Consider the following 12,894-nt stretch of genomic DNA (forward strand, 5'->3'; position numbering starts at 1 on the left):
CGACGCCGTCACATGAGGCCCGCCCGGGTGACGAGCACGGCGAGCAGCACGACCAGGGTCCAGCCGAGGACGTGTTCCAGGAGCTTGGGGCCGTCGTCGTCCCGGGGACCGCCCGTGCGGGCGCGGAAGAGGGCGAGGCCGTGGGTGGTGGAGGTCATGGCGACCACCATGCGCCACGGAGGCGGCCCGGGGGTAGAGATGTCCGTCACGTCCCCCGGGGCCGCGCCGCCGCGCGGGAGGGGGCCGAGGACCCCGGGGCCCTTGCGGCGGGCGGCCGGGAGGCGGTCGGGAGGCGGGGGCGGCGGACCCCCGCTGTGCCGGACGCCACGTCGCCGCCCGCACCGCACCGGCCCTCTCGGTGTGCCGTCCGTGCGGAGCGCGCGGCTCCGGCCGCCCCGCCCTCCTCGCCTCGCTTGCGTCCGACGCCCGCGTACACCGCGACGTCCGGGGCGGGCGCCTCCGGTCGCCACGCGGAGCAGGACACCACGCCGGGCTCCGGCGGCTCCGGGCCGTCGATGCGCGATGCGACGTCGGTCACGCCTTCGACGTGGCGCAGCGCTCCCGCGACTCCCTCTGCCCGTAGGAACTTTGCCCCTCACCGCTCCCCCTGCCCCCAGGGCCGTGTCCGCTCACAGCAGGCCGAGCGACCGCAGCGCGCGGCGCCGGGCCGGTGTCGGGTCGGTCGGCCAGTAGACGTAGCAGACGCCGCCCGTACCGCTCCTGACCTTGCCGTTCGCGTCGTACCGCTTCGTCCGCAGCCAGATGTTCTCCCACTCGCGGCGCCGGTAGACCCGGCGGACGGCCTCGTTGTCCGGTGAGGCCGGGTCGTTGGCGACGACGTCGCCGTCCGGGGTGAAGCCGACGACGGTCATCAGGTGGCCCGCGGTGCCGTACCCGGCGCCGGTCAGTTCCTCCTTGAGGAAGGACTGGGAGGTGATGACCGGGATCCCGGCCCGGACCAGGCCCTCCAGTTCGGTGAGCGAGCGCAGTCGGGTGACCACGGCGTTCATGTCGGGGTAGGTCGCGGCGTAGGCGGCGTTGAAGGGCCAGTTGCCGCAGCCCTCGTACTGGTTGTCGTAGGTGAAGCGGGCCGCGTGGCAGACCTGGGGGTCGGCGAAGGCCGGGTCCACCCAGGCCAGGTCCTCCGCGGAGGGCCGGCGTCCCCAGTACTCGACGACCATCTGGGAGGAGGTCGGGCTGCACCAGGCCTCGCCACCGTTGTCGTACTCGGGATACTGCCCGACGTGGGTGTTCTGCGAGTAGCGGGGCACGGCCAGCTCGCGGGCGGGGCCGGGCGCGGAGGCCGGGACGGTGAAGCGGTCCGGGACGTCCGAGGCCATGGCGCCGATCCGCCACACCGTCGGGGTGAGGCCGCTGCCCGGTGCCCGGTACAGGGTCAGGCGCAGCCGGTACGCGCGCAGCCGCAGCCCGCCCGCCGGGTCGTCGATCGCGAAGGTGTCGGTCCAGACGCTGCTCCGGCCGTCGGTCTGGTCGTCGACCGAGGTGCGCCGGATGTCCTCCTCGCCGTCGCCCGAGGCCCAGCGGCCCAGGACGTACCAGGGAGTCGCGGTGGAGTCGGAGTACGTGCCGGAGAGTTCGACCTGGATCCACGTGCCCGGGGGCGTGCGGGCGTTCCAGGAGGCGATGACCTCGGTGGCGGGCACGGTGGAGGTGTGGACGGGCGAGGTCCAGCTCGCGTACTCCCAGGAGGAGGTCCGTCCGGTGTGCGGGTCGGTGTGGTCGGTACGGCCCTCGGGCCGGGCGAGGACCAGGCCCGGACGGTGGCCCGGGACCGCCTTCGTACCGGCGCCGGTGCCGCTCCGCCAGTCCGCGTACGAGGACCAGAAGCGGTTGTCGACGAGAACGGGCGCGGGAGTCCGGCCGGCGGGGGCCGCGACGGCGGGGACGGCGGAGGCGGCCGTCCCGGCGGCGGCCGCGAGCGCCGCGGCGAGGACGGTTCTGCGCGGGGTGGAGCTGGTCATGGGCGGTGACCCCCAGTCGAGAACGGTGGGCGTGCGGAGAGGTCGACGTGCGGGCGTACGGAGGAGGTGTGGACGTACGGAGGAGGTGTGGACGTGCGGGCGTGCGGAGGCGTGGACGTGCGGGCGTGCGGAACTCCGGACCTCGTCCGCGCCCGCCCCGGAACCACGGGCGTGCGGACGGGTCGCGCGGGCCCACTATCCCGGCTCCCGGCGGGCCTCCGCCAGCACTTCGCCCCGCGTCGCCGTACCAATATTGGTCTCGTCCACTGACGGCGGTACCTCCCTGACCTGCGGCGGTCTCCGCTCCCCTACCCTGGGCCCCATGGACGACCTCGACCGCACCGCCCGCGCGCTGCTCCGGCTCCCGCCCTCCTGCGGGCCGGTCCGGCTGGTCGCGGTCGACGGCCACGCGGGCTCCGGCAAGTCCACCCTCGCGGCCCGCCTCTCCGCCGCCCTCGGCGACGCCCCCGTCCTCCACCTCGACGACCTCGCCACCCACGAGGAGCTCTTCGCGTGGACCGGCCGGCTGCGGGAGCAGGTCCTGGAGCCCCTCGCGCGGGGCGCGGCCGCGTCGTACCGTCCGTACGACTGGCGACTGCGGCGCTTCGGGCAGCCGCGCGCGCTGCCCCCGGCGCCGGTGGTCCTCGTCGAGGGCGTCGGCGCGGGCCGGCGGGCGGTGCGGCCCTTCCTGGCGCGCCTGCTGTGGATGGAGCGCGGCGCGCGGGAGTCCTGGGAACGGGGCAGGCGGCGGGACGGCCCGGAGCAGGCCGCGTTCTGGGACGGCTGGACCGTGGCGGAGACTCGCCATTTCTCCGAGGACCCCTCCCGGCCCTTCGCCGACACCCTGGTACGGGAGTGCCAGGAGGGGTACGAGTGGCTTTCCGGGCCCCGTGTGACAGCGGGCGCGGACCAGATCATCACTCATCGTGACGGCTTTCCGTCCGTGAACTGAGGGGCTCCGGCTCCGCTTGCGCAAGTGCCCCAACTCCGCTTGACCCAGCGGGCGTACAGGTCTTACGTTCTGAATGTGCGGCTTTCAGGAGCCGCCGCGGACACGAAGCCCCCGGTTGTTCCCCCGTGATCGGGGGCTTCGTTCTGCCCCCGGAGTCCCTTTTCGGACCCTCTCCGGAGTTCCCTGCGTCCCCTGACGCTCACCCAGGGTCACCGCTTCCGGATCATGCGCTTCTCCTTAAGCGGCCGCCCCCTGCGCAGGTACGATGCCCGCAGGTGCGGTCAAATCCCGTCCATGCGATGACGGTTGTGGGGGACCCGATGGACATCGGCACACAGGGCTCGCAGCCCCCGGCCGAGCTCGCCTGGCTGCGCGGAGTCGACGCCTACACGATGGGCGCCTATCCGCAGGCGGAGGAGGAGTTCCGGGCGGCGGTGCGGACCGATCCCGGGATGGCGGACGCCTGGCTCGGGCTGCACGCGCTCCGGGTCGACACCACGACCGCGCTGCTGCACATGTACCGCCACCGCGAGCGCTTCGGCGAGCAGCGGACCCGCTACCGGCGCACCCTGAACTCCTGGTACTGGCTCGGCTGGTGGGTGCAGCCGGTCCTGGAGAGCCCGCGCGACCTGCTGCTCGCGCACGCCTCCCACTGGCTCGACGGGCGCCACGTGCCCGAGCTGGACCGGGCCCTCGCGGGGCTCCCCCCGGTCGACACCGACCCCCAGGTGCGCTTCCTGCACGCCTGCCGGGCCTATCTCGTCAAGGACTGGGACCAGCTCGTCCGGCTCACCGAGCCCCTGGTCGACGATCCGCTGCTCGGCATCGAGGCCGGGCTCTTCGGCGGCATGGCCCGGGTGCGCCTGGAGATGTACGGCCAGGCCGAGCCGCTGCTCTCGGCCTCCCTGATGCGGTGCCGCAGCGAGCAGCCGCAGCGCAAGGAGCTGCGGTACTGGCTGGCCCGCGCCCACGAGGGCACCGGCCGCAGCGCCGCCGCCCTGCCGCTCTACCGGGCCGTGCACCGGATCGACCCGGCGTTCATGGACACGGCGGCGCGGCTCGCGGCGATCACCGCGTACGACGGCTTCGAGGGGTACGACGGCCTGGAGGACCCGGCCGGGCTCGCGACGGTCGCCCTGGGCACGGTCGGCGGCGGTCTCGGCCAGGACGCGGCGGACACCGTGCCGGGCGCCGAGCCCGACGCCGGCGGGCTCGGCGACGGGCTGCTGCTCGCGCCCGATCCGGTGCCGCCGGCCGCACCGCCGGAGGCCGTACGCCACAAGGCCCGGGTCCCCCGGCAGCCGGAGCCGCCGCGCTTCCCGGCCGGGCCCACCGATCCGGCCCTGCTCGCGGAGGCGCTCGCCGAGCTGGAGGGCATGGTCGGGCTCGAACCGGTGAAGCGCCAGGTCAAGGCGCTCTCGGCGCAACTGGAGATGGCGCGGCTCCGGGCCGACCGGGGGCTGCCGGTCCAGCCGCCGAAGCGGCACTTCGTCTTCTCCGGCCCCTCGGGCACCGGGAAGACCACGGTCGCCCGGATCCTGGGCCGGGTCTTCTACGCCCTCGGGCTGCTCGGCGGCGACCACCTCGTGGAGGCCCAGCGGGCCGATCTGGTCGGCGAGTTCCTGGGCCAGACGGCGGTCAAGGCCAACGAGCTGATCGACTCGGCGGTCGGCGGGGTGCTCTTCGTGGACGAGGCCTACGCGCTCTCGAACACCGGCTACAGCAAGGGCGACGCGTACGGCGACGAGGCGCTCCAGGTGCTCCTGAAGCGGGCCGAGGACAACCGCGACCACCTGGTGGTCATCCTGGCCGGCTATCCCGAGGGGATGGACCGGCTGCTCTCCACCAACCCCGGCCTGTCCTCCCGGTTCACCACCCGGGTGGACTTCCCGTCGTACCGGCCGCTCGAACTCACCGCCATCGGCGAGGTCCTCGCGGCGGCCGACGGGGACAACTGGGACGACGAGGCCCGCGACGAGCTGCGCTCGATCAGCGGGCACGTCGTCGAGCAGGGCTGGATCGACGAGCTGGGCAACGGGCGCTTCCTGCGCACCCTGTACGAGAAGTCCTGCGCCTACCGGGACCTGCGGCTCTCCGGCTACCCGGGCAGCCCGACCCGGGAGGACCTCGCGACCCTCCGGCTCGCGGACCTCATGCAGGCGTACGGGGAGGTCCTGTCGGGCCGCGGTCCGGTCGACCGCGGCCCGCAGCAGGAACCGCCCTCGTACTAGCCGGCCGTACTAGCTCCGCGCGGGAGCCGGGGACGAGGACGCGCCCGGCACCGGGGCCGGAGCCGCGTCCGGTGCCGGAGTCGGGGCCGCGCCCGGTGCCGTGACCGGGATCGTGACCGTGGCGGTCCGGGGGCGCACCCGGTGGGCGGGGTCGCGGACCTCGCCCACCAGCGTCTCCAGGACGTCCTCCAGGGCGACGAGCCCGAGCACCCGTCCCGAGCCGTCCGCGACCTGGGCCAGATGGGTCGCGGCGCGGCGCATGACGGTGAGGGCGTCGTCGAGCGGCAGTTCCGCCCGGAGCGTCGCCATCGGCCGCCACAGCCGCTGCGGCACCGCCCGCTCCCGCTCGTCCAGGTCCAGGACGTCCTTCACGTGCACGAAGCCCGTGAAGGCCGCGCCCGTCTCGGCGCGGACCGGGAAGCGGGAGTACCCGGTCCGTACGGTCAGCTCCTCGATCTCGCGCGGGGTGGCGGACGGCGGGACCGTGACCAGGGTGGCGGAGGGGATGAGGACGTCCGTCACCGGGCGGGAGCCCAGTTCGAGCGCGTCCTCCAGGCGCTCCTGCTCGGCCGGGTCGAGCAGGCCGGCCTGTCCGGCATCCTCGACGAGGCGGCCCAGTTGGGCGCTGGTGAAGACGGCCTCCACCTCGTCCTTCGGCTCGACCCCGAACGCCCGCAGGACCAGCCGGGCGCAGGCGCCCAGGGCGGTCGTCACGGGACGGCAGAGCCGGGCGAAGCCGACGAGGGCCGGGGCCAGCCACAGCGCGGTCCGTTCGGGCGCGGCCATCGCCAGGTTCTTCGGCACCATCTCGCCGATGACGAGGTGGAGGAAGACGACGGCGGCCAGGGCGATGACGTAGCCGAGCGGGTGGATCAGGCCCTCGGGGACCCCGACCGCGTGGAAGACGGGTTCGAGGAGGTGGGCCACGGTCGGCTCGGCGACGGCGCCGAGCGTCAGCGAGCAGATGGTGATGCCGAACTGCGCGGCCGCCATCATCCGCGGCAGGTTCTCCAGGCCGTACAGGACCTGCTTGGCCCGGGCGCCGCCGAGCGGCTCGATCTGGCTGCGCCGGACGGAGACGAGCGCGAACTCGGCCCCGACGAAGAAGCCGTTGGCGAGGACCAGGAGGACGGCGAAGAGGAGTTGGAGCGTGCTCATCGGGCGCCCTCCGCGACCAGCGGCCCGGCGGAGGAGGCCGCCGGGACCGGAGCCGGGTCCGCACCGGAACCCGAGCCCGAAGCCGGGACCGAGGCCGGGTCCGGAGCCCGGTCCGGAGCCTGGTTCGAAGCGGAACCCGAAGCCGCGTCCGGAACCGGAACCAGGACCGCGTCCGCACCCGCATCCGTCCGGACGATCCGGACGTGCTCGGCGCGGTAGCGGTCGACCCGGCGGACCGAGAGGTGCCAGCCGGGCAGCTCGACCCGGTCCCCGGCGGTGGGGATGCGTCCGAGGAGGTCGGCGACGAGCCCGGCGACGGTCTCGTACGGTCCGTCGGGCACGTCGAGGCCCATCCGGCGCAGGGTGTGGACCCGGCAGGAGCCGTCGGCGTCCCAGGCGGGGCGGCCGTCCTCGGCGGGGGCGGCGACCAGCTCGGGCCGTCCGTCGGCCGCCGTGTCGTGCTCGTCGCGGACCTCGCCGACGAGCTCCTCGACGATGTCCTCCAGGGTGACGACGCCGGCGGTGCCGCCGTACTCGTCGACGACCACCGCGATCGGCTGCTCCCGGCGCAGCCGCTCCAGGAGGGCCTGGGCGGGCAGCGACTCGGGGACGAGGAGCGGCGGGACCGCGATCCGGCCGACGGGGGTGCGCAGCCGGGCGTGCGGGGCGACGGCGAGCGCGTCCTTGAGGTGGACCATGCCGACGACCTCGTCGATCCGGTCGCGGTAGACCGGGAAGCGCGAGAGGCCGGTGGCCCGGGTGAGGTTGAGGACGTCGGCCGCGGTGGCGTCCCACTGGAGGGCGCTGACCTTCACGCGCGGGGTCATGACCCGCTCGGCGGTGAGGCCGCCGAGGGACAGGGTCCGTACGAAGAGGTCGGCGGTGTCCTGTTCGAGGGCACCGGCCAGGGCCGAGTGGCGGGCCAGGGAGACCAGCTCGCCGGGGGTGCGGACCGAGTCCAGCTCCTCGGTGGGCTCGACGCCCAGGAGCCGGACGAGCCGGTTGGCGACCCGGTTGAGCAGGGCGATCACCGGCCGGAAGAGGGCGGAGAAGCGGCGCTGCGGGGTGGCGACGAAACGGGCCACCTGGAGCGGCCGGGAGACCGCCCAGTTCTTGGGCACGAGCTCGCCGACCACCATCTGGACGGCGGAGGCGAGCAGCATCCCGATCACCACCGACACCCCGGAGACGGCCCCTTCGGGCAGTCCGGTCGCGGTGAGCGGCCCGTGCAGCAGCCCGGCGAGCGCGGGCTCGGCGAGCATGCCGACGACGAGCGAGGTGAGGGTGATGCCGAGCTGGGTGCCGGAGAGCTGGAAGGACAGCTCGCGCAGCGCGGTGACGACGGCGCGGGCGCGCCGGTCGCCGGTGGCCGCGGCCCGCTCGGCCTCGGCCCGCTCGACGGTCACGAGGCCGAACTCGGCGGCCACGAAGAAGCCGTTGGCGAGGATCAGGAGGAAGGCCGCGGCGAGCAGCAGAAGGGAGACGATCATGCCGCCGCCTCCTGGGAGGGGGCGGCGCGGGTACTACCGGACGATCCGTCCATTGCTGGAGGGAGTCACTCCTCGGGTCGAAGGGGTGGCCTCGCGGGCCGCTGCGGCGGCCCTGCACGGGCGAGGCGGCGGTGCGCCGGGCACCACCGCCTCCAGAGTAGTCACGCCGACGCCCCGAGGGGCAGGGGGTCGGCTCCGGATGGGGGACGGACCGGGGTTCTCCCGGACACTTCACCCGATGCGGCCCCTGGGGGTCAGGGGCCCTCCGTGCCCGTTCCCCGGCTCTCGGCCAGGGCCCGCAGGGCGCGGGCGTCCCGGACGGCGGCCTCCCTGGCGATGCCGGGCTGGATGCCGAGCGCGGGCAGGCTGGTGCCGTCGCTCAGGTCCAGGAAGACCCACGGGTCGCCGGAGCGGAGGTTGACGCGGAGGATCTCCGCCCAGGCGAGCCGACGGGTCCGGGTGATGTTGACGACCGTGACGCCCTCGTCGTCGGCGACGACCTTGGGGCGGCTCAGCAGGACGAGGACCCCGAGGAAGAGCGCGGCCGTCAGCACGAAGCTGGCGCGCTCCCCCGGTCCCAGCTTCTCCAGCATCATCGCCACCAGGGTGACGGTGGCGAACATCGCGATCCCCACGGTCAGCAGGACGGCCCGGGTGCGGCCGGGACGGAAGGTGACCGGGAGGGCGGGCGTCGTGGGCTCGGACATGCGGGTTCCTCGGTGCCTGGTGGTGCCTGGTGTGACACCCGGGTGGTGCCTGGTGGGACGCGGGGCCCGGCCGTCAGAGGCGGCAGGCGTGGATCGCGGTGGTGAGGATGGCGCGGGCGCCCAGCTCGTACAGGTCGTCCATGATCCGCTGCGCGTCCTTGGCGGGGACCATCGCGCGGACGGCGACCCAGCCCTCGTTGTGCAGCGGGGAGACGGTCGGCGACTCCAGGCCGGGGGTGAGGGCGACGGCCTGCTCCAGGTGCTCGGCGCGGCAGTCGTAGTCCATCATCACGTACGAGCGGGCGACGAGGACGCCCTGGAGGCGGCGGAGGAACTGCTGGACCTGCGGGTGGTCGTCCGTGGCGCCCTGGCGGCGGACGACGACGGCCTCGGAGGTGAGGATCGGCTCGCCGATGACCTCCAGGCCGGCGTTGCGCAGGCTGGTGCCGGTCTCCACGACGTCCGCGATGACCTGGGCGACGCCGAGCTGGATCGCGGTCTCGACCGCGCCGTCCAGGTGCACGACGGAGGCGTTCAGCCCCAGGTCCGCGAGGTGCTTGGCGACGATGCCCTCGTAGGAGGTGGCGATCGTCATGCCGCCGAAGTCCTCGGGGCCCTTCGCGGTGCCCGGCCGGGTGGCGTACCGGAAGGTGGAGCGGCCGAAGTTCAGCGCGAGGATCTCCTCGGCGCTGGCGCCGGAGTCCAGGAGCAGGTCGCGGCCGGTGATGCCGATGTCCAGCTTCCCGGACGCGACGTAGATCGCGATGTCCTTCGGGCGCAGGTAGAAGAACTCGACCTCGTTACCGGGGTCGATGACCACCAGTTCCTTGGACTCCTTGCGCTGGCGGTAGCCGGCCTCATGGAGCATGGCCGACGCAGGTCCGGAGAGGGAACCCTTGTTGGGGACGGCGATGCGCAGCATGGGACGGCTTCCTTTGCCTGGGGAGTTGTGGTGCGGGGGGCGGGTGCGGCTCAGAGGTGGGCGTAGACGTCGTCGAGCGAGATCCCGCGGGCGACCATCATCACCTGGACGTGGTACAGGAGCTGCGAGATCTCCTCGGCGGCGGCTTCCTTGCCCTCGTACTCGGCGGCCATCCAGACCTCGGCGGCCTCCTCGACGACCTTCTTGCCGATGGCATGGACGCCCTTGTCCACCAGTTCCGCGGTGCGGGAGGTGGCCGGGTCGCCGTTCTCGGCCTTGAGCTTCAGCTCGGCGAAGAGCTCTTCGAAGCTTTTACGGGTTCTGTTCGCCATGATGGTCCTAAGAGTACGGGGTGTGAACGCGCCACTCAGCGCCAGGGTTCGCTGACCGTGCGCAGTGTGGTGGCGGTGGCGACGGCGGCGGTGACGGCCTCGTGGCCCTTGTCCTCGGAAGAGCCCTCCAGGCCGGCCCGGTCGAGCGCCTGCTCCTCGTTGTCGACGGTGAGGACGCCGAATCCGACGGGTACGCCGGTGTCGATCGAGACCTGGGTGAGGCCGTGGGTGACGCCCTGGCACACGTACTCGAAGTGCGGCGTTCCGCCGCGGATGACGACGCCGAGCGCCACGATGGCATCGTAGCCGCGCCCGGCGAGGACCTTCGCCACGACCGGGAGCTCGAAGCTGCCGGGGACGCGCAGCAGGGTCGGCTCGTCGATGCCGAGCTCGCCCAGGGCGCGCAGGGCGCCGTCGACGAGGCCGTCCATGATCTTCTCGTGCCACTGGGCAGCGATGACCGCGACCCGGAGGTCGCCGCAGTTCTTCACGCTGAGGACGGGTGCGCCCTTGCCGCTCATGTTTCTCCTTGCCGGTGGTGCCGAAGGTGCTGGTGGTGTCTGTGATGCCGTTGGTACTGGTGGTGCCGGTGGATGCGTACGGGGTTACTGGTTGCCGCAGGTGGGGGCCGGGGAGCCGTCCAGCCAGGGCAGGTCGTGGCCCATCCGGTCCCGCTTGGTGCGCAGGTAGCGGAGGTTGTGCTCGCCCGCCTGGACCGGCATGGGCTCGCGGCCCTCGACGACGAGGCCGTACCGGGTGAGGGCGTCGATCTTGTCGGGGTTGTTGGTCATCAGGCGCAGGCTGCGGACGCCGAGGTCGACGAGGATCTGCGCGCCGGCCGCGTAGTCGCGGGCGTCGGCGGGCAGCCCGAGTTCCAGGTTGGCGTCGAGGGTGTCGCGGCCGCGCTCCTGGAGCTCGTACGCGCGCAGCTTGGACAGCAGGCCGATGCCGCGGCCCTCGTGGCCGCGCAGGTAGACGACGACGCCCCGGCCGGCCTCGGTGATCCGGTCCATGGAGGCCTGGAGCTGAGGGCCGCAGTCGCAGCGCAGCGAGTGGAAGACGTCGCCGGTCAGGCACTCGGAGTGGACCCGGACGAGGACGTCCTCGCCGTCGCCGACCTCACCGTGGACGAGGGCGACGTGCTCGACGCCGTCGACGGTGGAGCGGTAGCCGTACGCGGTGAAGTCGCCGTGCGCGGTGGGGAGGCTGACCTCGGCCTCGCGGCGGACGGTGGGCTCGGCGGAGCGGCGGTAGGCGATCAGGTCCTCGATGGAGATGATCGTGAGGCCGTGCTTGCGGGCGAAGGGGACGAGCTCGGGCAGGCGCAGCATGACGCCGTCCTCGCCCGCGATCTCGACGATGGCGCCGGCCGGGCGCAGTCCCGCGAGGCGGGCGAGGTCGACGGCGGCCTCGGTGTGCCCGTTGCGGACGAGGACGCCGCCGGGCTTGGCGCGCAGCGGGAAGACGTGGCCGGGGCGGACGAAGTCGGAGGGCTCGTGGCGTCCGCTCGCCAGCATCCGCAGGGTGGTGGCGCGGTCGGCGGCGGAGATGCCGGTGGTGACGCCGTGGGCGGGGGACGCGTCGACGGAGACGGTGAAGGCCGTGCGCATCGACTCGGTGTTGTGCGCGACCATCTGCGGGAGTTCGAGGCGCTCCAGCTCCTCGTCCTCCATGGGGGCGCAGATCAGGCCGCGGCACTCGCTCATCATGAAGGCGACGATCTCGGGGGTGGCCTTCTCTGCGGCGATGACGAGGTCGCCCTCGTTCTCGCGGTCCTCGTCGTCGACGACGACGACGGGGCGGCCGGCGGCGATGTCCCGGATCGCCTGCTCGACGGGGTCGAGGGCGAGGTCCTCGGCGTCCCAGATCGGGAGGGTGCTCATGCGTGGGCTCCTTCCAGAGCGGGGGCGGTGCGGGAGCGGAGCCACCAGTCGCGCATGCCCCACAGGACGAGCGCGCCGTAGACGACGTAGACGAAGCCGGAGAAGGCGTAGCCGTTGGCGAAGTTCAGCGGAACACCGACCAGGTCGACGAGGAGCCAGGCGAACCAGAACTCGACCATGCCCCGGGCCTGGGCGTACATGGCGACGACGGTGCCGACGAAGATGTAGGCGTCGGGCCAGGGGTCCCAGGACAGGGTCGGGAAGGCCTTGAAGAGGAGGGCGACCGCGACGGTTCCGGCGGCGGCCGCGGCGACCATGGCGCCGCGCTCGCGCCAGGTGGCGAAGCGCACGGTGATGTGGCCGTCCGCTCCCTGGTCCTTCCCGCGCTGCCACTGCCACCAGCCGTAGAGCGCCACGAGCACGACGACGACCTGCTTGCCCGCGCTGCCGGCGAGGTGGCCGTAGAAGGCGGTGAAGAGGACGACGCCGGCGAGGAACTGCACGGGCCAGGTCCAGACGGAGCGGCGCCAGCCGAGCGCGAGGGCGGCGAGCCCGAAGACGTTGCCGATCATGTCGGACCAGATGATGTGCTGGCCGAGGAGGGTGAAAGCCTCGGAGTCGAGCCAGTTCACTTGACGTTCTCCCCGGCGTTCGGGCCGAGCAGCCGCTCGACGTACTTGGCGATGACGTCCACTTCCAGGTTGACCGGGTCGCCGCTCTTCTTGATGCCGAGCGTGGTCAGGTCGAGGGTGGTGGGGATGAGGCTGACGGTGAACCAGTCGTCGCCGACCTCGACGACGGTGAGGCTGACGCCGTCGACCGTGATCGAGCCCTTCTCGACGACGTACCGGGCGAGGTGGGCGGGGAGGCCGACCCTGACCAGCTCCCAGTGCTCGGACGGGGTGCGCTCCAGGACGGTGCCGGTGCCGTCGACGTGGCCCTGGACGATGTGGCCGCCGAGGCGGCCGCCGACGGCCATGGGCCGTTCCAGGTTGACGCGGGAGCCGACGCCGAGGGCGCCGAGGCCGGACCGCTTGAGGGTCTCGGCCATGACGTCGGCGGTGAACTCGCCGTCGCCGTGCTCGACGACCGTGAGACAGACACCGTTGACGGCGATGGAGTCGCCGTGCTGGGCGCCTTCCGTGACCAGGGGGCCGCGCAGTCGGAAGCGGGAGGCGTCCTCCAGCTTCTCGACGGCGACGACCTCGCCCAGCTCTTCGACGATTCCGGTGAACAC

The 12,894-nt window shown here is 73.3% G+C and carries 13 protein-coding genes; 2 read left to right on the forward strand and 11 right to left on the reverse strand.

The genetic code is table 11. The annotated features are described in order from the left end of the window. Nucleotides 1–8: 8 nt before the first annotated feature. The gene (locus tag ACFYNX_RS22070; RefSeq protein ID WP_260606733.1) at nt 9–158 is read right to left on the reverse strand and encodes an SCO1431 family membrane protein; all 150 of its coding nucleotides are present in this window, start codon (nt 156–158) and stop codon (nt 9–11) included. A gap of 471 nt (nt 159–629) precedes the next feature. Continuing rightward, the gene (locus ACFYNX_RS22075; protein WP_388663505.1) at nt 630–1,982 is read right to left on the reverse strand and encodes a peptidase C39 family protein; all 1,353 of its coding nucleotides are present in this window, start codon (nt 1,980–1,982) and stop codon (nt 630–632) included. Nucleotides 1,983–2,304: 322 nt separating this feature from the next. Here ACFYNX_RS22075 and ACFYNX_RS22080 point away from each other — a divergent pair, with 322 nt between their 5' ends. Both ACFYNX_RS22080 and ACFYNX_RS22085 read left to right on the forward strand, forming a co-directional pair. Continuing rightward, nucleotides 2,305–2,934, forward strand: coding sequence for a uridine kinase (locus tag ACFYNX_RS22080; protein ID WP_388663507.1), 630 nt, complete (start codon nt 2,305–2,307; stop codon nt 2,932–2,934). 320 nt (nt 2,935–3,254) lie between these two features. Continuing rightward, complete coding sequence (locus ACFYNX_RS22085) at nt 3,255–5,165, forward strand: AAA family ATPase (RefSeq protein ID WP_388663921.1); 1,911 nt, start codon at nt 3,255–3,257, stop codon at nt 5,163–5,165. A gap of 9 nt (nt 5,166–5,174) precedes the next feature. Here ACFYNX_RS22085 and ACFYNX_RS22090 read toward each other — a convergent pair whose 3' ends face one another. From ACFYNX_RS22090 to ACFYNX_RS22130, 9 genes are all read right to left on the reverse strand, one after another. Next, entirely contained in the window at nt 5,175–6,323 is a 1,149-nt protein-coding gene (locus tag ACFYNX_RS22090) for a hemolysin family protein (protein WP_388663509.1), read from the reverse strand. Beyond that, a complete protein-coding gene (locus ACFYNX_RS22095; RefSeq protein WP_388663511.1) occupies nt 6,320–7,813 on the reverse strand; it encodes a hemolysin family protein in 1,494 nt (497 codons plus the stop codon). The genes ACFYNX_RS22090 and ACFYNX_RS22095 overlap by 4 nt, the downstream gene beginning before the upstream one ends. 254 nt (nt 7,814–8,067) lie before the next feature. Continuing rightward, on the reverse strand, nt 8,068–8,520 hold the full coding sequence (locus tag ACFYNX_RS22100) for a PH domain-containing protein (RefSeq protein ID WP_125665101.1): 453 nt from the start codon (nt 8,518–8,520) through the stop codon (nt 8,068–8,070). A 73-nt stretch (nt 8,521–8,593) separates the two neighbouring features. Continuing rightward, nucleotides 8,594–9,442, reverse strand: a complete 849-nt coding sequence (hisG, locus tag ACFYNX_RS22105; protein ID WP_388663513.1) for an ATP phosphoribosyltransferase — start codon at nt 9,440–9,442, stop codon at nt 8,594–8,596. Nucleotides 9,443–9,492: 50 nt separating this feature from the next. Beyond that, on the reverse strand, nt 9,493–9,774 hold the full coding sequence (locus ACFYNX_RS22110) for a phosphoribosyl-ATP diphosphatase (protein WP_365539858.1): 282 nt from the start codon (nt 9,772–9,774) through the stop codon (nt 9,493–9,495). Nucleotides 9,775–9,809: 35 nt separating this feature from the next. Continuing rightward, a complete protein-coding gene (gene ribH, locus ACFYNX_RS22115) occupies nt 9,810–10,295 on the reverse strand; it encodes a 6,7-dimethyl-8-ribityllumazine synthase (RefSeq protein ID WP_053643767.1) in 486 nt (161 codons plus the stop codon). Nucleotides 10,296–10,379: 84 nt separating this feature from the next. Next, nucleotides 10,380–11,657 (reverse strand): bifunctional 3,4-dihydroxy-2-butanone-4-phosphate synthase/GTP cyclohydrolase II, encoded by a 1,278-nt coding sequence (locus tag ACFYNX_RS22120; RefSeq protein ID WP_365539859.1) that lies wholly within the window; start codon nt 11,655–11,657, stop codon nt 10,380–10,382. After that, a complete protein-coding gene (locus ACFYNX_RS22125) occupies nt 11,654–12,289 on the reverse strand; it encodes a nicotinamide riboside transporter PnuC (RefSeq protein WP_388663516.1) in 636 nt (211 codons plus the stop codon). Before ACFYNX_RS22125 ends, ACFYNX_RS22120 begins: the two co-directional genes overlap by 4 nt. Then, a complete protein-coding gene (locus tag ACFYNX_RS22130) occupies nt 12,286–12,894 on the reverse strand; it encodes a riboflavin synthase (RefSeq protein ID WP_365539861.1) in 609 nt (202 codons plus the stop codon). The genes ACFYNX_RS22125 and ACFYNX_RS22130 overlap by 4 nt, the downstream gene beginning before the upstream one ends.

Source organism: Streptomyces sp. NPDC007872 (assembly GCF_042868165.1).
GTDB lineage: Bacteria > Actinomycetota > Actinomycetes > Streptomycetales > Streptomycetaceae > Streptomyces.